The sequence below is a fragment of the Burkholderia sp. Bp8998 genome, from assembly GCF_003854235.1.
Classification (GTDB): Bacteria; Pseudomonadota; Gammaproteobacteria; order Burkholderiales; family Burkholderiaceae; genus Burkholderia.
Genome location: NZ_QTQF01000045.1, coordinates 19,038 through 37,331, shown reverse-complemented (window position 1 = coordinate 37,331; position 18,294 = coordinate 19,038). Strand labels below are relative to the sequence as shown.

The following is an 18,294-nucleotide window of genomic DNA, read 5'->3' as shown; positions in this document are numbered from 1 at the left end:
CGAAGCAACGGTCAGCATGTGGCCGAACACGTGCGACGCAATCGCACCACACGCTCCCCCGCATCGGCAACACGTCGAAACTTTATTTACCTGAGGTTAAAAAAGTTTGACACGCCGTTTTCACTGAGATAACTTTTGCGCAAGCTTCCGGAAAGCAAACGCGAACCGGCAAGCCATCACGATGCGCGGCGCGGCCGAAACCGCCGATCCGTTTCATTCCGTCGCCGCACGCGCGTCGCGTCGTGTTTTCCGCAGCGCAGCACCGCAGCTCGCAACATCTCCGCCTCATCGCATGATGTCGTTCCGTTTCATCTGGAAGGACGCACGGCATGCGCATATTTGATTTGCAGTCCTGCATGACCGCGGCGCTGCCGTTGTCCCGATGGTGCAGTTTCCTCTTCGTCACATGCAGTAATCGGCCCGGCCCGCAGGGGGCGTATCGCGGACCGGTCGTCTCAACACAATCAAAAGAACGAGGTCGGCAATGCAATTTCATCTCAGAGGATCGCGCCGCGCGTGGCTACCCGCACTCATTGCAGCCGCAGCGCTCGCCGCATGCGGCGGTGACGACGGCGGCAGCGTCGCGGGCGTATCCGCACTCGCGCAAGCTCAGGGCCAGGATCAACAGGACGACGGCGCCGAATCGGCGGCCAACGCACAAGCTCGCCTGTCGCCGTCGGGCGTCCCGTACGCGAATCCGGCCAGCGGCGGACGCTACAAACCGGTGATCAGCAACGGCCAGGTACAGCCGTCGCTGTCGGGCGGCACGATCGAGGAAAACGCGTGGGTCGACACGTCGGTCGATTCCGACGGCGACGGCACGCGCGACCGCATCCATGTGCGCATCGTGCGCCCGTCCGAAACCGCGAACGGCGCCCGCACGCCGGTCATCGTGCTCGCGAGCCCGTACTACGCGGGGCTCGCCGACAGCCCCAACCACGACGTCGACGTCGAACTCGACGGCACGGCGCATCCCGCGGCAGCGGCCGCCGGCGCCGCATCCGCCCGGATCATGGCCGCGATACCGCAAGTACGGATGCTGCAGCAGCTCGAGGCGGCCGCGGCCGGCCGTTCATGGATCGAAAGCTACTTCGTGCCGCGCGGCTTCACGATCGTCTATGCGGATTCGCTCGGCACCGCCGGCTCCGACGGCTGCCCGACGATCCTCACGCGCGACGAATCCGTCGCGATGGCGTCGGTGATCCGCTGGCTCGGCCGCGATGCGACCGCGAAGGATGCGAACGGCAAGGCAGTCGTCGCGAGCTGGTCGACGGGCCACGTCGGCATGTACGGCGTGTCGTACGACGGCACGCTGCCGAAGATGGTCGCGAGCCTGCGCACGCGCGGGCTCGACGCGATCGTGCCGGTGGCCGGGCTGACGAACATGTACGGCTACTACCGCTCGGGCGGACTCGTGCGCGCGCCGGAGGGCTATCAGGGCGAGGACGTCGACGTCTATATCAAGGCACTGCTGACGAATGCGCATCCGGAGCGCTGCACCCACCTGATCGACGAAGCGCTGCAGCAGGAAGACCGCAAGACGGGCGACTATTCGCCGTTCTGGGCCGCACGCGACATCCCGACCGCGCACGCGGTCGCGCCGGCACTCGTCGCGCAAGGGCTGACCGACGACAACGTGCGTGTCGACCAGTCGACGTCGTGGTATCTCGCGATGCGGCGTCAGGGCGTGCCGACGCAGCTTTGGCTGCATCGCCTGAAGCACACCGACCCGACCCGCGTGCCGGCGATGGCCGACGCATGGACCGCGGAGGTGAACCGCTGGTTCACACGCTACCTGATCGGCGTCGACAATGGCGTAGAACGCGATCCGCGCGCGGTGGTCGAGCAGGCCGACGGCACGCTGCTGAAGGAAGCCGACTGGGCCGCGCGACGCGCCACGCCGGTCGCGTATTTCGCGGGCGGCGACGGCACGGGCACCGGCACGCTGTTGCGGATGCCGAGCGGCGGCCCGCTCGCGCGCTTCACCGACGATGCGTCGATTCCCGCGCTCACGCTGGCGAACGCAACGACCGGCGAGCATCGCGGCCGCTTCGAGACGGCGCCGTTCACGGCCGCGACGCGCCTGTCCGGCACCGCGACCGCCCGCGTGCGGCTGACCTTCACCGGCGTCGCGAACGTGACGGCGCTGCTGGTCGACCGCGCGCCGGACGGCACGGCGACGATCGTCACGCGGGCATGGACCGATCCGCGCAATCGCGTGTCGGACTGGTTCTCGGCGCCCGTGTTGCCCGGGATGCCGTATGACCTGAAGCTGACGTTCATGCCGCGCGACTACAAGCTCGAAGCGGGTCACAAGCTCGGCCTCGTCGTGCTGTCGAGCGACAACGAGGCGACGCTGCGGCCGGCACCGGGCACAGGTCTCGCGCTCGATCCGGCAGGGACGTCGGTGATGGTGCCGCTGGTGTCGTCCTGACCCGGACCGCGCAAACGAGCGCGGTTGTTCGACGAATGCGCGTGTGGTCGTGAACGATCGCACGCGCCCCGAGGGCCACGTAACACGTACTGCAGGCGCCACGCGGCGATGCTTCACCGTCGCGCGGCGCCGTTCTTCATCGGCAACGCGGCTCAACCCGCCGCAAGACGCCTGAGCACGACATCCAGCAACACGTTCGCGCCGTCGACGAGCAGATCGTCGTCGGTATGTTCGCGCGGGTTGTGGCTGATCCCGCCACGGCTCGGCACGAAGATCATCGCGGCCGGTGCGATCCGGGCGATCATCTGCGCGTCGTGACCGGCGCCCGACGTCATCCGGCGATGCGAGAACCCCATCCGCTTCGCCGACGCCTCGATTTCGTCGGCAAGGCCCGCATCGAATACAACCGGCTCGGTGCGGAGCGCAACGTGCCGAACACGTTGCCGATCCGGTCGACCTGAACGTCGAGGTCGAGCGCGCGCATCCATTCGACGACGAGGTCGCGCCCGGCCCGCTCGTCGTCCGTCAGCGCGATGCGGGTCCGGCCGCCGGCTTCGGGATCGGCACCGATCTCGCCGAGTCGTCGCAGTTGGTCGAGAAGCAACGCTCCATCCAGCTCGAGCGCCGGCAGCGGTGCGGCAGGGGTGTTCATCGATCGTCTCCATGAGCGGCACGCGTCCGGCCAGTTGCCGGACGTGACGGAGTGAAATGTTATTTCAGCCGGATCGATATTTCGGCTCTGAATTGGCGGCTGACACGCAATTTTTTCTAATCTTCGCGCCCCGGTTGCGATAAACGCGTGCCGGTGCCGCTTCGCGCCGGCGCGCCCTTTCATGCGTTGCGCACGTGCCGCCCCGCGTCGCTCACACCGGCGTCAGCACCGGCTGCCCCGCAAAATGCCGCGCGGCGTTGTCGAGAAACTGCTGCACCGAGCGATCGAGCGCCTCCGGTGACCAGCCGCCCATGTGCGGCGTCAGCACGATATTGTCGAGCGCCGTCAGCGCGCGCGGCGGCTCCGGCTCGCCTTCGTACACGTCGAGCCCCGCGCCCCCGATGCGCCGTTCGCGCAGCGCATCCGCCAGAGCAGCGGTATCGACAACACTGCCGCGCGACACGTTGACGAGAAACCCTGCGGGCCCGAGCGCATCGAGCACCGCGCGATCGATCAGGTGGCGCGTGCCCGCGCCGCCCGGCGTCGCGACGATCAGGAAATCGGCCCACTGCGCGAGTGAGTCGACACGGTCGAAATAGCGATAGGGGACGTTCTTCTCCGACCGGTTGTGGTAGCCCGTCTCGATGTCGAAGCCGGCCGCGCGACGCGCGCACTTCTCGCCGATCTTGCCGAGCCCGACAATGCCGAGCTTCTTGCCCGATACGTTCGGCGGCATCGGCAGCCCCTCGCGCCAGACGCCCGCGCGGGTTTTCGCATCGAGCTGCACGACGTTGCGCACCGCGGCAAGCAGCAGCGCAAATGCATGATCGGCGACGCAATCGTCATTGGTGCCCGCGCCCGTCACCACGGTGATGCCGCGCGCCTTCGCATGCGCGACATCGATGTGCTCGTAGCCGGCGCCGAGCGCGCTGACGAACGTGAGTTGCGGCAGGCGATCGATCTCGGCGGCAGTGAGGCCCGTGCTGCCGTTGGTCAATACCGCGCGAATCGTGTTGCCATGCTCGGCGATCGTGCGCTCACGCGCCTCGGCCGTCGGTGCATGGTGGACGTCGTACGACGCGGCGATCTGCCGGTGCGCGTCGGCGCGCAGCGCGATAAGGACCAGCAGTTCGGGCTTCATGTCAGCAAGTGTCCGCAGGCGGGAATACGTTCCAGTGTAACAACGGCGCGTGACGTGTGCGGGTTACCCCCACGCGTGCTGTGGACGTGGCGCCGCACGCGGTTTGCCAAAGCCGGCTCAGTCAAGTAACTTTCGGCGTACGCCCCCCGTCCTGGAGAATGGCCCGTATGAAGCTCGCCCTGCCCGCCCGGATCCTGGGCCTCGCGTTCGCCGCCGCTGTCGTCGCACCCGGCGCGCACGCCGACACGCCCGTCGTGGTGTCGTCGAAGATCGACACCGAAGGCAACCTGCTCGGCAACGTCATCGCACAAGTGCTGAAGGCCCACGGCATCCCCGTCACCGAAAAGATCGCGCTCGGCACGACGCCGATCGTGCGCAAGGCGCTCACGAGCGGCGAGATCGACGTCTACCCCGAATACACGGGCAACGCGGCGTTCTTCTTCAACAAGGCCGACGATCCCCTGTGGAAGAACGCGAGCCAGGGCTACGACACCGCGAAGCAGCTCGACTACGCGGCGAACCATCTCGTCTGGCTGACGCCGGCGCCGGCGAACAACACGTGGGGCGTCGCCGTGCTCGCGCCGATCGCGCAAGCGCAGCACCTGAAGACCTTCTCCGACTTCGGCAAGTGGATCGCGGGCGGCGGCAAGCTGAAGCTCGCGGCGTCGGCCGAGTTCGTGAACAGCGCCTCCGCGCTGCCGTCGTTCGAGAAGGCATACGGCTTCAAGCTGAAACCCGACCAGCTCGTCGTGCTGTCGGGCGGCGACACGGCCGCGACGATCAAGGCCGCCGCGAACCAGACCGACGGCGTGAACGCGGCAATGGTGTACGGCACCGACGGAGGGATCTCGTCGAGCGGCCTCGTCGTGCTCGACGACGACAAGCACGTGCAGCCCGTCTATGCGCCGACGCCGGTGATTCGCGAAGCCGTGCTGAAGGCCCATCCGCAGATCGCCGACTTCCTGAAGCCCGTGTTCGCGAGCCTCGACCTGAAGACGCTGCAGACGCTGAACGCGCGGATCCAGATCAACGGCGAGCCGGCGGCCGGCGTCGCCAAAAGCTATCTGAAGTCGAAGGGCTTCGTTAAGTGACGGGTCGCGCGGTGGCGTCCGCGCGGCGCATCACGCTCGACAAGGTCGGTATCCTGATCGGTGTCCTGACGATCGTTGCGGTGTTCGGCATGCCGTTCATGGTGCTGCGGCCGAACCGCATCGCGGCCGGCACGGGGCTGTCCGTATTCGCCGCACTGCCCGCCGTGCAGGGTGCCGCGCTCGCCGCGCTGTGGGTCGTCGGCGCGCTGTGGGCGATGACGGCGAGCCGTCCCGCGTGGCGGCTCGCGGCCGGCTGCGCGTGGCTCGCGACGCTGGCCTACGCGGTCGGTGCGGCCGCGACGCACGCCGTCGCACCCGACGACATGCTCGCACGCGTGTCGCCCGCGGCAGGCGTCTGGCTGCTGCTGTTCGCATGGGCCGTGCTCGTCGCGGACGCGCTCGCGCGGCTCGCATTCGGCCCGTGGCGACGCCTCGTCGCGCTCGCCGTCGCTATTGCAGCGATATCGCTGCCACTCGCGAGCGGCTGGTGGGACGGCCTGTCCGTGATGCGCGAATACGCGGTGCGCGGCGACGACTTCTGGCGCGAGGCCACCCGGCACGTCGCGCTGGCAGGCGGCTCGGTCGCGGCCGCGCTCGTCGCGGGCCTGCCGCTCGGCATCGCGTGCGCGCGGATCGCACCGGTGCGCACCGTCGTGATGCCGGTGCTCAATATCGTGCAGACGATCCCGAGCATCGCGATGTACGGGCTGATGATGGCACCGCTCGGCCTACTCGCCGCGCACGTGCCGCTCGCGGCCGCACTCGGCATCCGCGGGATCGGCGTCGCGCCGGCCGTGCTCGCGCTGTTCCTCTACTCGCTGCTGCCGATCGCGTCGAGCGTCGCGGTCGGGCTCGAGCAGGTGCCGCCGCACGTGACCGAAGCGGCCCGCGCGATGGGCATGACGCGCGCGCAGCGGCTGCTGCGCGTCGATCTCGTACTCGCGCTGCCGGTGATCCTGAGCGGAGTGCGCATCGTGCTCGTGCAGAACATCGGCCTGACCGCGGTCGCCGCGCTGATCGGCGGCGGCGGGTTCGGCACCTTCATCTTCCAGGGGATCGGGCAATCGGCCGCCGATCTCGTGCTGCTCGGCGCGATCCCGACGATCGCGCTCGCGCTGGCGGCCGCCGTCGTGTTCGAAGCCGCGACCGCGCTCGCGAAGGGACGTACCGCATGATCGAGATCGAACGCATCGGCAAACGCTTCGGCGACGTCGTCGCCGTCGACGACGTGTCGATGACGATGAAGCAAGGCACGATCACCGCGCTCGTCGGCGCATCGGGCAGCGGCAAGTCGACGCTGCTGCGGATGATCAACCGGCTGATCGCGCCGACCGGCGGCACGATCCGCATCGACGGTGTCGACACCGCGAGCGTGCCGCCCGAGCAGTTGCGGCGGCGCATCGGCTACGTGATCCAGGGGCACGGCCTGTTCCCGCACTGGAGCGTCGCGCGCAATATCGCGACCGTGCCGCGCCTGCTCGGCTGGCCTGCCGAGCGCATCGACGCGCGCGTGCGCGAACTGCTCGACCTGTTTCACCTCGCACCCGCCGAATTCGCGGACAAGCTGCCGCACGAACTGTCGGGCGGCCAGCAGCAGCGCGTCGGCGTCGCGCGCGCGCTCGCGGCCGAGCCCGCGATGCTGCTGATGGACGAGCCGTTCGGCGCGCTCGATCCGATCATCCGCAACAAGGCGCAGGACGACCTGTACGCGCTGCAGCGCCGCCTCGGCATCACGGTCGTGATCGTCACGCACGATATCGAGGAAGCGCTGAAGCTCGGCGACACGATCGCGGTGATGGACGCCGGCCGGCTGCTGCAGGTCGCCTCGCCGGCCGAGATTCTCGGCAAGCCGGCCGCAGGTGTCGTCGAGCAGCTCGTCGCCGGCGTCGACCGGCCGCTGCGCCTGCTTGCGCTGACGGCGATCGACGCGGTGGCCGAACCCGGTCACGCCGACGGCGAACCGATCGCCGCGACCCGCACGCTGCGCGATGCGGTGTCCGAGCTGCTGTGGCGCGGCACGGATGCACTGCCGGTCGACGACGGCAAGGGTCGTGACGCAACGCGACGCATCACGCTCGACGCGATCCGCGCGCACGCGAGGAAGCCCGCATGACGACGCGGCCCGCGCGTTCACCCCTGCCGCGGCGGCTGCCCGCGCATGTCGCACGTGCGGCCGCGCTCGCGCTGCTGCTCGTGCTGCTGTTGCGCCCCGCGTGGCTGCAGGGCGTGTTCGCACCGTTCGCGGACAACGGCGCGCCGGTCATCTACGATCGCGCCAGCCTGCTCGATCTCACGCTCGCGCATCTCGGCACGGTCGCGCTGTCGAGCCTGATCGGCACGATCGTCGCGGTCGCGGCCGGCATCGCGGTCACGCGGCCGTGGGGCGCGGATTTCCTGCCGGTCGCGCGCAGCGTTGTCGACATCGGCCAGACCTTTCCGCCGGTCGCCGTGCTCGCGCTCGCCGTGCCGGCCGTCGGCTTCGGGTTGAAACCCGTGCTGATCGCGCTCGTGCTGTACGGGCTCCTGCCGATTTTCGAGAGCACGATCGCGGGGCTCGAGGACGTGCCGCGCGACGTCGTCGACGCCGCGCGCGGAATGGGGATGAACGGCTGGCAGCAACTGGTGTCGGTCGAGCTGCCGCTCGCGTTTCCGGTGATCGTGAACGGCATCCGGCTCGCGGTCGTGATCAATCTCGGCACCGCGACGATCGGGTCGACGGTCGCCGCGCGCGGGCTCGGCGACGTGATCATCGCGGGCCTGCAGACGTCGAACACCGCGTTCGTGCTGCAGGGCGGCGTGATCGTCGGGCTGCTCGCGGTGCTGGTCAGCGATGCGATCGGCGCGCTTGCAGGGGCGGCGAGCGCGCGGCGGGCGTAGCACGCACCGGCAGCCGCTGCCTCGCAGGGTGAAAAAGGGCACAAAAAAAATCCGGCCGCGCTTCCTCCGGACTCCGATGCGTGTTCGCGCAACGATCCCGTCTGTGCCCCGCGCACATCGATACAAGCCAACATCGTGCTTTCATTCGAGCCTGCGCTCGAACGCGCACGACAATTGGCCGATATACTATGCGCCTCCCATTTCCCCGCACTCCACCATGCGACGACGGTTTCTCTGGCTGATCGTGCTTTCGCTCGGCATTGCGCAACAGGCCACGGCGCAGCAAGCGCCCGCATTGCCTGCCTCCGCGCCCGCAGCGGCCGCATCCGCACCGATCGAAGCGTCCGCGCCATTCGCGAACGATCAGCCGAACGAAGAAAACCGCCGCATCACGTCCTACCTGACGAAGAAATTCGGTGTCGCGAAAGAGCGTGCCGCGAAGCTCGCCGATATCGTGAGCGTCACTGCGACGAAATATTCACTGCCTCCGGCACTCGTTTACGCCATTATCTCGATCGAATCGCGCTTCCAGGAAAAGGCGCGCGGCCAGCATGGCGCGACCGGGCTGATGCAGGTCGTGCCTTCCGCGCACCGCGGCATGCTGCACGACGTGAAGGACCTGACCGAGCCGAATGCGAACGTCGAAGCCGGCTCCAAGATCCTGTCGGGCTACGTGCGGGCGGCCGGCGGCAACGTGCAGGCCGGGCTGAGGAGCTATGGCGGGTCGAATGCGTACGCAGCGAAAGTGATGCAGCGGGTCGACGCGTTCCGCTTCGTGCTCGACCCCGAAGACGGCGCGAAAGGCGCGAACGATACGAACGCGCGCATGGTACCGGTCAGCGATCCGTCGACCGCGGCGCCCGCCTCGAGCCGCAACGCGAAGTAAGCGCGATTCATGAATCTCCCGGGTCGCGCACAACGCGATACGTTTTTCGGCGACGATGCGCGCGAGTACGTCGACGATCCGGTATTCGGGAGCGCGGCTACGGCGTGACGTAGTCGTTTGGGGCGATCGCCGCGAGCTGCAGCACCGGTGTCGCAGCGATTGCAGGCGAACCGTGAGATCAGAGCAGCCCGACGTTGACCTTGGGCACCATGGGCGCAATACGAAGCACCCGATCGGCCTGATCCCGCACGTAGTCCGAGATGCGGTGCACCCATGCATGCTCATCGTCCGTATACAAATCCGATTGCGCCAGCTCGGGAGCGAGTTTCGCAGCCGCCGTCGCCATCCGCGTCATTTCGCGCGCGACGAGTGCCGGCCGGATCTGTGCACGATGTGCGAAGTCAGCGAGCGCGAAAGCAGTCAGCTCCTCGGTACGGAACACATCCCCGTACGCCATCGCCATGTCCTGCACATAGGCGTCGCCGTACACGTTGACGCAGACGAGATCGTAAAGCGGCGCCGGATCGAGTCCGCCGCTGCCGACGAAAAACGAAATGTTCTTGCCGTGCGCGTCGCTGTTGCCGATCAGCAATTGCAGCAACGCCCAGCGCAGCATGGCCGAACGTGCGGCGGCTGGCGTCTCGAGGGACGGCGTCAACGAGAACAACTTCTCGAAGCTCACGCCTTCCCGGATATTGCGCACGTCCGCGTTGTTGCCGAGATTGCGTTCGTACTTGAGGGTCGCCGGCAGATCGAGCGCCTGGCATCCGTCGATGATATGCAGACGCCGCACCGCGCTCACGCGTTGCGGATCCTCCGGATCGGTCATCACGGTCCGGTCGAATCGCTCGATCAGCAGAATGGGTTCCGGGATGCGCCGAATCTCGACATGCGCGACCGGCAAACCCATGCGTGCAGCCAGCGCCATGCAGAAATGCTCGTTGGCCACCATGAACGGCGCCTGCGGACTGCGCGACTCGGGCTTCAGAATATGCGAGCTGCTGAGCGCGCCATCGACAAGCGCGAACCGCTCGCCCTCGACGAGCACCTGCAACTTGTCCTGATGACCGGCGATCGACAGGCGCACCTGATCGTCCCAGACGGCAAAGGGAATCGCATCGCGCTTTCGGATGCGGTCCGTCAGCTCTTCCGCCGAAATGTGCCGCCGCACGGGCTCGATGGTTTCGGGCACCCGCGCAGCCGAATCGTCGTCAGGAACGAAGCTCAACGCCCCGACCGGCTCCTTGCCGAGCATCCGGATCAGACCGAAGACGTTGTCCTTCGATATTTGATACATCGACGCAGCCACGTCGAGCGCGCGGCCCTCGGGCAGCAGGTTGCCCACGAAGCGCTGGATCGCGCCCGCCGGCGGGTTGCCGCCATCGAGCGGAATGCACGGCGACAACGCGAATGCGTCGTCACGCGCGAGCCACGCCGGGTCATATGAAAAGCCGTAATCGTCGCGGTGGGCATCGTAGGTCAACTGTCCGACAGGCGAGCCGTCGGTCGAAACGCGCAGACGATGGACCATTACGCGCCCTCGGACGAACCCGGCGACGCGACACGTATCGCTGCCCGGTCTCGCAATGCGTTGCGTGCTACCGGCACGTCGCGTTTCGGCACGACGAGCAAATTGAGGCCAAGACCGTCCAGTACCTTGAACAGCTTGTCTAGATTCACCGCGCGACCGTTCTCGAGCCGCGACAGCACGTCCTTGGAGACACCGAGCATATCGGCCGCGTCGTCGATCCGCATCTGGTTCTGCGCTCGCTGGTTGCGCACAAGCGCCCCCAGCGCTGCGATATCCAGCGCGAGCGGGTCGGGGACTGCAATGGGTTGCGGTAGAGTGCGCGCCATAATTCCGGAATTTCAGGAACAAAAGCTGTCGTTACGTCGTTGACAGCATAGTTATCAGAATATCGGAATTATAGGCGGTCAGAGGCTGAATGGCGAATAATTCCGATATATCAGGAACAATGTCGACGGCTGCAGCCCACGACCAATTATTCTGAGATTTCAGGAATTAAAACAGAACGCGGCGACGCATCCGCGCCGCCGCGTCCGGCGGATCGATGACCGTCCCGATCCGCCACCATCCAATCACAGCTGCCCCGCCGCCCCCGTCCACCGCAGGTAATCCCCGCGCGTCCAGTCGAGCGACACGCCGACGCGCTTCGTCCCCGGCCGGATCTTCGGCTTGTACATCGACAGCGTCAGCGACTCCAGCGCGGGCCATTCGCGGAACGACAGCACCGCGAGATCGGCGACGAGCGTTTCGAGCAGCCGCGTATGCGGCTTGTGCGACAGGAACGACGCGACGCGCGCGCAATAGCCGTCGTAATCGATCCACTCGCCCTGCTCGCTCGGCTCGCAGCGATACCCGAGGCGCGCATCGATCACGATCGGCTGCGGCGCCTCGTGTTCGTGCGCGTGGATCCCGATCCGCGCGGGCACCTTCAGTTCGTCGACGAACACGCTCCAGCCACGCCCGCGCAGGCGCGGCGCGTCGATCGCCACGAACGGTTCGTCGAACGGCTTCATGATGCGAGCGGCGCCGCGGCGTCGAGCATGATGCGCACGAAATAGTCGGCGAAGCTGCGACGCAGGACGATCTCGAACGTATCGTCGCCGGTCGGGATCAGCGTGATCGGCGACTTGAAGTAGTGCGACTGCGCACACTGGCCCGGTTTCAGCACGCGCGGATGCAGGTCGAGCGGGCAGCCGCGCGCGATCACGTCGCGCACGCGTTCGCCGCTGACCTCGACGACCGTGTAGCCGCTGCCGACGTCGACGGCCGCCGCATAAGAACCCTGCACGGCCTCGGCGAGCTGCGCCTCGAGCACGCCCGCCGGCACGGGCCCGTTCGAGCGCACGAGCCACTCGTCGGGGCCGAGCCACAGCACGTCGTACTCGGCGCCGCGCGCGACCGTGTTCGGCGCCGACGGCGGCCGGCAGCCGACCACGCGCTCGAACGCGCTGACGAATGCCGGGTCGCTCAGCTCGCCGCGCACGTTCACGAGGTCGAGGAACGGCCGCTCGCGCAGCATGAACTTCTTCGATGCGCGTGCCTGGTGCGGCTTCAGCACATCGGCCGCGCCGACGAACGGCGATTCAAGCGTCACGCCCGCGCCCGCCACCGGCGCCTGGTTTCTCGTTTCATTCCACATTCTGGCGCACCCCTTCGGTATCGTAGAAAACCGGGCTCGAGATCTTCGCGGTGATGCGCTTGCCGTTGGCCAGCGGAATCACGACGCTCTCGCCCATCTTGCTCAGGCCGCCCTTCACCACCGCCAGCGCAATCGAGCGCTTCAGGATCGGGCTGTAATAACTCGACGTCACGTGGCCGATCATCGGCGTCGGATCGGTCGCGGACACCTGCGTGTCCTTCGCGATGATCTGCGCGCCTTCCGGCAGCACGAACTGTTCGTCCTCGGTCAGCAGGCCGACGAATTGCTTGCGGCCTTCCTTCGACGTATCCGAACGCGACAGCGAACGCTTGCCGAGGAAGTCCTTCGACTTCGCGACGACCCCGCCCATCCCGAGGTCGTACGGCGTGATCGAGCCATCCGTATCCTGACCGACGATGATGTAGCCCTTCTCGGCGCGCAGCACGTGCATCGTCTCGGTGCCGTACGGCGTGATGTCGAACTCGGCACCGGCCGCCATCAGCGCTTCCCACACCGCGCGGCCCGCATTGGCCGGCACGTTCACTTCATAGGCGAGTTCACCCGAGAAGCTGATCCGCATCACGCGCGCCTTCGCGCCCGCGACGGTGCCGTTCCGGTAGCTCATGAACGGGAATGCGTCGTTGCCGAAGTCGATGTCCTGGCACACCTTCTGCACGACCTTGCGGCTCTTCGGGCCGACCACCGCGAACGTCGCCCAGTGATCGGTGACGGACGCGAGCCGCACCTTCATGTCGGGCCATTCGGTCTGCAGCCAGCGCTCGAGCCACGTGAGCACGCGCGCCGCGCCGCCGGTGGTGGTCGTCATCATGAAATGCTGGTCGGCGAGGCGCACCGTCACGCCGTCGTCGAACACCATCCCGTTTTCGTCGAGCATCAGCCCGTAGCGGCACTTGCCGATCTCGAGCTTGTTCCACGGGTTCGTGTACATCCAGTTCAGCAGCTTCACCGCGTCCGGACCCTGGATGTCGATCTTGCCGAGCGTCGACGCGTCGAGAATGCCGACGCTGTTGCGCACCGCGAGGCATTCGCGCTTCACGGCCGCATGGAGGTCCTCGCCCTTCTTCGGGAAGTACCACGGCCGCTTCCAGTTGCCGACGTCCTCGAACATCGCGCCGTGCTCGACGTGCCATTCATGCACGGCCGTCTTGCGGATCGGGTCGAGGAAGTCGCCCGTCTCGCGGCCCGCGAACGTACCGAACGACACGGGCGTGTAGTTCGGGCGGAACGTCGTCGTGCCCGTTTCAGGAATCGACTTGCCGAGCGCCTGCGCGAGGATCGCCATCCCGTTGATGTTGCCGAGCTTGCCCTGGTCGGTGCCGAAGCCCATCGCGGTGTAGCGCTTCACGTGCTCGACCGACTCGAAGCCTTCGCGCGCGGCCAGCAGGATGTCGGCGGCCGCCACGTCGTTCTGGAAGTCGACGAACTGCTTCGGCCCACGTGCGGCGGCCTCGCGGCTGCCGACGAGCCACAACGGCTGCAGCGCACCTTCGACGGTTTCCGCGACCTGCGGCGCGACGGGGCGCTGCGCGGCCGTGAAGCCCGCGGCCTTCGCCGCTTCGGCACCCGCGTCGACCGCGAGCCGCAGCGCACGGGCGAGACCGAACTCGCCCGCGGCCGCACCGATGCTGGCCTCGGCCTGCACGGGCTTGCCCGGCAGGAAGCACGCCTTCTCGTCGTTCCAGCACGCCTTGCCGCCCGACTGCGCGAACAGGTGCAGCACCGGGCTGAAGCCGCCCGACATCGCGACGAGGTCGCACGGCAGCGACTGCATCTTGCCGCCGGTCTGGCCGTTCGAGTAGGACGCGACGTCGACCGACGATACGCGCCACTTGCCCGAAGCGGCCGTCACGACCGCACCGCTCATCACCGTCACGCCCTGCCGCTTCGCAGCTGCGGGCAGCGCACCGTTCGACGACGCCCGCGAATCGACGACCGTCACCTTCGCGCCGCACGCCTTCAGGTCGAGCGCGGTCTGGTACGCGCGGTCGTTGTTCGTGAACACGACCACGTTGCGGCCCGGCAGCACGCCGAAGCGATGGATGTAGGTGGACACCGCGCCCGCGAGCATCACGCCCGGCAGGTCGTTGTTGCCGAACACGATCGGACGCTCGTGCGCGCCGGTCGCGAGGATCACGCGCTTCGCGCGGACCTTCCACAGCAGCTCACGCGTGCCCTTGCGCATCGACACCGGCTGGTGATCGGTCAGGCGCTGCGTAACCGTCACGAGGTTGTGGTCCTGGTAGCCGAACGCGGTGCTGCGCGACAGGATCGTCACGTCGGGCAGCTTGCGCAGTTCGGCTTCGATCTTCTCGACCCACTGCAGCGCCGGCTTCGCGTCGATTTCCGCGCGGCACGACAGCAGGCTGCCGCCGAGTTCGCGCTGGTCGTCGACGAGGATCACGCGCGCGCCGGCCGTCGCGGCCGCATGCGCGGCGGCGAGGCCCGACGGGCCACCGCCGACCACGAGCACGTCGCAGTGCGCGTAGCATTTGTCGTAGCGATCGGCGTCGAGCACCTCGGGCGCCTTGCCGAGGCCGGCGGCCTCGCGGATCTTCTCTTCATACTTCGGCCACATGTTGCGCGGCCACATGAAGGTCTTGTAGTAGAACCCGGCCGGCATGAAGCGCGAGAACTTCTGGTTGATCGCGTACTTGTCGTTCTCGAGCGACGGCTCGGCGTTCACGCTCGTCGCGACGAGGCCCTGGTACAGCTCGATCTCGGTCGCGCGCGCGTTCGGCACCGTGTAGGGGCCGGTCTCGAGCTGCACGACGGCATTCGGTTCCGCGACGTCCGCCGTCACGATCCCGCGCGGACGGTGGTACTTGAAGCTGCGCGCGACGAAGTGCACGCCGTTCGCGAGCAGCGCGGACGCGAGCGTGTCGCCCTGGAAGCCCTGATACGTGCGGCCGTTGAACGTGAACGTCAACGGAATCGCGCGATTGATGCGGCCACCGGTGCCGAGGCGGTCTTTCTGGCTCATTTGCTCGTGCCCTCTTCGTGTGCGTTGCCGGCAGCTGCGCCACCGAACTTTTCGTAGCCCTTGATATCGTAGGTGACCGTGTCGCGCGTCACCTTGAACCAGCGGCGGCAGCCCTGCGTGTGCAGCCACTGCTCGCGATGGATACCGCGCTTGTTCTCGCGCATGAACACGTATTCGCCCCATTCGCGGTCAGTCATGTTCTCGTTCGCAACCGGGCGCACGATGTCGGCTTCACCGCCGCACGTGAACTCGGATTCGGCGCGCGGCCCGCACCACGGACATTCGATCAGCAACATGTTTCTTTCTCCAGGTGTGGTCGGGTTTAGTGCGCGACCGCGGCAGCGCCGTGCTCGTCGATCAGGTGGCCCGTGTAGAAGCGGTCGAGCGCGAACGGCGCGTTCAGCGGATGCGGTTCGTCGCGCGCGATCGTGTGCGCGAACACCCAGCCCGAGCCCGGCGTCGCCTTGAAGCCGCCGGTACCCCAGCCGCAGTTGAAGTAGAGGCCCTTCACGTCGGTCTTGGTGATGATCGGGCATGCGTCCGGCGACACGTCGACGATGCCGCCCCACTGGCGGTTCATCCGCACGCGCGAGAACACCGGGAACATCTCGACGATCGCCTGCAGCGTGCTTTCGATGATGTGGAAGCTGCCGCGCTGGCCGAAGCCCGTGTACTGGTCGATACCCGCGCCGATCACGAGGTCGCCCTTGTCGGACTGGCTGATGTATGCGTGCACCGCGTTCGACATGATCACCGAGTTCACCACCGGCTTGATCGGCTCGGACACCAGCGCCTGCAGCGGGTGGCTTTCGATCGGCAAACGCACGCCGGCCATGTCGGCGAGCGTCGTCGTGTTGCCGGCAGCCACCACCGCGACCTTCTTCGCCTTGATGAAGCCCTTCACCGTATCGACGCCGACCACCGCGCCGCCTTCGCGGCGAATGCCCGTCACCTGGCAGTTCTGGATGATGTCGACACCGGCGCGGTCCGCGCCGCGCGCGAAGCCCCAGGCCACCGCGTCGTGACGCGCGACGCCCGCACGGCGCTGGATCGATGCGCCGAGCACCGGGTAGCGGCTGTTCAGGTTGATCGTCGGCTCGATTTCCTTGATCTGCTCGGGCGTCAGGAATTCGGCGTCGACGCCGTTCAGCCGGTTCGCGTTCACGCGACGCTCGGTGTCACGCACGTCCTGCAGCGTGTGCGCGAGGTTCATCACGCCGCGCTGGCTGAACATCACGTTGTAGTTCAGGTCCTGCGACAGGCCTTCCCATAGCTTCATCGCCTTCTCGTACAGCGCGGCCGATTCGTCCCACAGGTAGTTCGAGCGCACGATCGTCGTGTTGCGCGCGGTGTTGCCGCCGCCGATCCAGCCCTTCTCGAGGATCGCGACGTTCGTGATCCCGTGCTCCTTCGCGAGGTAATAGGCGGTCGCGAGGCCGTGGCCGCCGCCGCCGACGATCACGACGTCGTATTCCTTCTTCGGTTCCGGGCTCTTCCACTGCTTTTCCCAGTTCTCGTGATACGAGAGGCCGTTGCGGAACAGGCTGAATATCGAGTAGCGGCTCATGTTAGTGATCCTTCGTTAGCATTCGATGACGTTCACGGCAAGACCGCCGCGCGACGTTTCCTTGTATTTCGTCTTCATGTCGGCACCCGTCTCGCGCATCGTCTTGATCACCGAATCAAGCGAGACGTAGTGCTGGCCGTTACCCTTGAGCGCCATCCGCGACGCGTTCAGCGCCTTGATCGCGCCCATCGCGTTGCGTTCGATGCACGGGATCTGCACGAGCCCGCCGACCGGGTCGCAGGTCATGCCGAGGTTGTGCTCCATGCCGATCTCGGCCGCGTTCTCGACCTGATCGGGCGTGCCGCCCATCACCGCGGCGAGTGCGGCGGCCGCCATCGAGCACGCGACGCCCACTTCGCCCTGGCAACCGACTTCCGCACCGGAAATCGACGCCGTTTCCTTGTAGATGATCCCGATCGCCGCGGCCGTCAGCAGGAATTCGACGATACCGGCTTCGTTCGAGCCCGGCACGAACTTCACGTAGTAGTGCAGCACCGCGGGAATCACGCCGGCCGCGCCGTTCGTGGGCGCGGTGACGACCCGGCCGCCCGCCGCGTTTTCTTCGTTGACGGCCATCGCATACAGGTTGACCCAGTCGAGCATCGACAGCGGGTCGCGCAGCGACTCCTCCGAACGCGCACGCAGGCGCCCGTTCAGTTCGGCCGCGCGGCGCTTCACGCGCATCGGGCCCGGCAGTTCGCCCTCGACCTTGCAGCCGCGCTCGACGCATGCGGCCATCGTGCGCCAGATCGCGAGCAGACCGGCGCGCACTTCATCCTCGGGACGCAGCGCGCATTCGTTGCGCAACATCAGTTCTGCGATCGACAGCCCGTGTTCGCGGCACTGGCGCATCAGGTCGTCGCCGGTGCGGAACGGATACGGCACCTCGACCGCCGCGCGCACGCCGTTCACGCGATCGCCGTCGCGATTCACGACGAAGCCGCCGCCGACCGAGTAATACTCTTTCTCGACGAGCAGCTGGCCGTGCTCGTCGAACGCCTGGAAGCGCATCCCGTTCGGATGCACGATGCTGGTGCCGCTCATCAGCTTGCGATAGAAGCCGATGTTTTCCTTCTCGTCGAAGCGGATCGCCTGCTTGCCGAGCAGCGTCAGCGACTTCTCCGCGCGGATCCCGGCGAGCCGCGGCTCGATCAGGTCCGGATCGATCGTGTCCGGCAGGTGGCCCTCGAGGCCGAGCAGCACCGCCTTGTCGGTGCCGTGGCCCTTGCCCGTTGCACCGAGCGAGCCGTATAGTTCGACCCGCACGCGGCGCACGAAGCCGAGCAGGTTCGCGTCCTCGATGTGCGACGCGAAGCGGCAGGCGGCGATCATCGGGCCGACCGTATGCGAACTGGACGGGCCGATACCGATCTTGAACAGGTCGAACGCGCTGACGTTCATCTGGCTTCCTCTGGGTGGGCGTACGTGAAATGTCGTTGGCGTCAGTACATCAAAGCGTAAAATTGGCCGATAGAACA

The 18,294-nt window shown here is 67.1% G+C and carries 16 protein-coding genes and 1 pseudogene; 6 read left to right on the top strand and 11 right to left on the bottom strand.

What is annotated here, in order from left to right:
- Window positions 1-484 precede the first annotated feature (484 nt).
- On the top strand, window positions 485-2,434 hold the full coding sequence (locus DIE06_RS31855; RefSeq protein ID WP_124664836.1) for a Xaa-Pro dipeptidyl-peptidase: 1,950 nt from the start codon (window positions 485-487) through the stop codon (window positions 2,432-2,434).
- A 152-nt stretch (window positions 2,435-2,586) separates the two neighbouring features.
- Here the strand turns inward: DIE06_RS31855 and DIE06_RS39630 are convergent.
- From DIE06_RS39630 to DIE06_RS31845, 3 genes and pseudogenes are all read right to left on the bottom strand, one after another.
- Window positions 2,587-2,853: pseudogene (locus tag DIE06_RS39630) on the bottom strand (M20/M25/M40 family metallo-hydrolase); the annotation flags it as partial.
- Window positions 2,766-3,269, bottom strand: coding sequence for a hypothetical protein (locus DIE06_RS39625; RefSeq protein WP_409364527.1), 504 nt, complete (start codon window positions 3,267-3,269; stop codon window positions 2,766-2,768). The pseudogene DIE06_RS39630 and the gene DIE06_RS39625, both read right to left, overlap by 88 nt.
- A gap of 28 nt (window positions 3,270-3,297) precedes the next feature.
- Window positions 3,298-4,227: a 2-hydroxyacid dehydrogenase gene (locus DIE06_RS31845; protein WP_124664835.1), complete on the bottom strand. Its 930-nt coding sequence runs from the start codon at window positions 4,225-4,227 to the stop codon at window positions 3,298-3,300.
- A 167-nt stretch (window positions 4,228-4,394) separates the two neighbouring features.
- On the opposite strand from DIE06_RS31845, the gene DIE06_RS31840 reads away from it, so the two are divergent.
- The 5 genes from DIE06_RS31840 to DIE06_RS31820 all read left to right on the top strand — a co-directional run bounded on the left by DIE06_RS31840 (window position 4,395) and on the right by DIE06_RS31820 (window position 9,081).
- Window positions 4,395-5,318, top strand: a complete 924-nt coding sequence (locus tag DIE06_RS31840; protein ID WP_124664834.1) for an ABC transporter substrate-binding protein — start codon at window positions 4,395-4,397, stop codon at window positions 5,316-5,318.
- Window positions 5,315-6,493, top strand: coding sequence for an ABC transporter permease (locus DIE06_RS31835; RefSeq protein WP_124664833.1), 1,179 nt, complete (start codon window positions 5,315-5,317; stop codon window positions 6,491-6,493). The genes DIE06_RS31840 and DIE06_RS31835 overlap by 4 nt, the downstream gene beginning before the upstream one ends.
- The gene (locus DIE06_RS31830) at window positions 6,490-7,431 is read left to right on the top strand and encodes an ABC transporter ATP-binding protein (RefSeq protein WP_124664832.1); all 942 of its coding nucleotides are present in this window, start codon (window positions 6,490-6,492) and stop codon (window positions 7,429-7,431) included. The genes DIE06_RS31835 and DIE06_RS31830 overlap by 4 nt, the downstream gene beginning before the upstream one ends.
- Window positions 7,428-8,195: an ABC transporter permease gene (locus DIE06_RS31825; protein WP_124664831.1), complete on the top strand. Its 768-nt coding sequence runs from the start codon at window positions 7,428-7,430 to the stop codon at window positions 8,193-8,195. Before DIE06_RS31830 ends, DIE06_RS31825 begins: the two co-directional genes overlap by 4 nt.
- A 217-nt stretch (window positions 8,196-8,412) precedes the next feature.
- Window positions 8,413-9,081, top strand: coding sequence for a lytic transglycosylase domain-containing protein (locus tag DIE06_RS31820; RefSeq protein WP_124664830.1), 669 nt, complete (start codon window positions 8,413-8,415; stop codon window positions 9,079-9,081).
- A 178-nt stretch (window positions 9,082-9,259) separates the two neighbouring features.
- Here the strand turns inward: DIE06_RS31820 and DIE06_RS31815 are convergent, their stop codons facing one another.
- The 8 genes from DIE06_RS31815 to DIE06_RS31780 form a co-directional block, all read right to left on the bottom strand.
- The gene (locus DIE06_RS31815) at window positions 9,260-10,612 is read right to left on the bottom strand and encodes a HipA domain-containing protein (protein WP_124664829.1); all 1,353 of its coding nucleotides are present in this window, start codon (window positions 10,610-10,612) and stop codon (window positions 9,260-9,262) included.
- Window positions 10,612-10,938: a helix-turn-helix domain-containing protein gene (locus DIE06_RS31810; RefSeq protein WP_124664828.1), complete on the bottom strand. Its 327-nt coding sequence runs from the start codon at window positions 10,936-10,938 to the stop codon at window positions 10,612-10,614. The genes DIE06_RS31815 and DIE06_RS31810 overlap by 1 nt, the downstream gene beginning before the upstream one ends.
- A 243-nt stretch (window positions 10,939-11,181) precedes the next feature.
- On the bottom strand, window positions 11,182-11,622 hold the full coding sequence (locus DIE06_RS31805; RefSeq protein ID WP_006749884.1) for a dihydroneopterin aldolase: 441 nt from the start codon (window positions 11,620-11,622) through the stop codon (window positions 11,182-11,184).
- Window positions 11,619-12,248, bottom strand: a complete 630-nt coding sequence (locus DIE06_RS31800) for a sarcosine oxidase subunit gamma (protein WP_124664827.1) — start codon at window positions 12,246-12,248, stop codon at window positions 11,619-11,621. The genes DIE06_RS31805 and DIE06_RS31800 overlap by 4 nt, the downstream gene beginning before the upstream one ends.
- Window positions 12,238-15,249 (bottom strand): sarcosine oxidase subunit alpha family protein, encoded by a 3,012-nt coding sequence (locus tag DIE06_RS31795; protein ID WP_124664826.1) that lies wholly within the window; start codon window positions 15,247-15,249, stop codon window positions 12,238-12,240. Before DIE06_RS31795 ends, DIE06_RS31800 begins: the two co-directional genes overlap by 11 nt.
- Window positions 15,246-15,545 carry a sarcosine oxidase subunit delta gene (locus tag DIE06_RS31790; protein WP_059534095.1) on the bottom strand — a complete coding sequence of 100 codons (300 nt, stop codon included), beginning with the start codon at window positions 15,543-15,545 and terminating at the stop codon, window positions 15,246-15,248. Before DIE06_RS31790 ends, DIE06_RS31795 begins: the two co-directional genes overlap by 4 nt.
- A gap of 26 nt (window positions 15,546-15,571) precedes the next feature.
- Window positions 15,572-16,816 carry a sarcosine oxidase subunit beta family protein gene (locus DIE06_RS31785; RefSeq protein ID WP_048242597.1) on the bottom strand — a complete coding sequence of 415 codons (1,245 nt, stop codon included), beginning with the start codon at window positions 16,814-16,816 and terminating at the stop codon, window positions 15,572-15,574.
- A 15-nt stretch (window positions 16,817-16,831) separates the two neighbouring features.
- Complete coding sequence (locus DIE06_RS31780; protein ID WP_124664825.1) at window positions 16,832-18,217, bottom strand: L-serine ammonia-lyase; 1,386 nt, start codon at window positions 18,215-18,217, stop codon at window positions 16,832-16,834.
- Window positions 18,218-18,294: the final 77 nt, after the last annotated feature.

Bases quoted from the DNA above. Each gene is read 5' to 3' on its own strand.
- DIE06_RS31855 (WP_124664836.1), top strand. From the start codon at position 485: ATGCAATTTCATCTCAGAGGATCGCGCCGCGCGTGGCTACCCGCACTC.
- DIE06_RS39625 (WP_409364527.1), bottom strand. From the start codon at position 3,269: ATGAAAGGGCGCGCCGGCGCGAAGCGGCACCGGCACGCGTTTATCGCA.
- DIE06_RS31845 (WP_124664835.1), bottom strand. From the start codon at position 4,227: ATGAAGCCCGAACTGCTGGTCCTTATCGCGCTGCGCGCCGACGCGCAC.
- DIE06_RS31840 (WP_124664834.1), top strand. From the start codon at position 4,395: ATGAAGCTCGCCCTGCCCGCCCGGATCCTGGGCCTCGCGTTCGCCGCC.
- DIE06_RS31830 (WP_124664832.1), top strand. From the start codon at position 6,490: ATGATCGAGATCGAACGCATCGGCAAACGCTTCGGCGACGTCGTCGCC.
- DIE06_RS31825 (WP_124664831.1), top strand. From the start codon at position 7,428: ATGACGACGCGGCCCGCGCGTTCACCCCTGCCGCGGCGGCTGCCCGCG.
- DIE06_RS31820 (WP_124664830.1), top strand. From the start codon at position 8,413: ATGCGACGACGGTTTCTCTGGCTGATCGTGCTTTCGCTCGGCATTGCG.
- DIE06_RS31815 (WP_124664829.1), bottom strand. From the start codon at position 10,612: ATGGTCCATCGTCTGCGCGTTTCGACCGACGGCTCGCCTGTCGGACAG.
- DIE06_RS31810 (WP_124664828.1), bottom strand. From the start codon at position 10,938: ATGGCGCGCACTCTACCGCAACCCATTGCAGTCCCCGACCCGCTCGCG.
- DIE06_RS31805 (WP_006749884.1), bottom strand. From the start codon at position 11,622: ATGAAGCCGTTCGACGAACCGTTCGTGGCGATCGACGCGCCGCGCCTG.
- DIE06_RS31800 (WP_124664827.1), bottom strand. From the start codon at position 12,248: ATGTGGAATGAAACGAGAAACCAGGCGCCGGTGGCGGGCGCGGGCGTG.
- DIE06_RS31795 (WP_124664826.1), bottom strand. From the start codon at position 15,249: ATGAGCCAGAAAGACCGCCTCGGCACCGGTGGCCGCATCAATCGCGCG.
- DIE06_RS31790 (WP_059534095.1), bottom strand. From the start codon at position 15,545: ATGTTGCTGATCGAATGTCCGTGGTGCGGGCCGCGCGCCGAATCCGAG.
- DIE06_RS31785 (WP_048242597.1), bottom strand. From the start codon at position 16,816: ATGAGCCGCTACTCGATATTCAGCCTGTTCCGCAACGGCCTCTCGTAT.
- DIE06_RS31780 (WP_124664825.1), bottom strand. From the start codon at position 18,217: ATGAACGTCAGCGCGTTCGACCTGTTCAAGATCGGTATCGGCCCGTCC.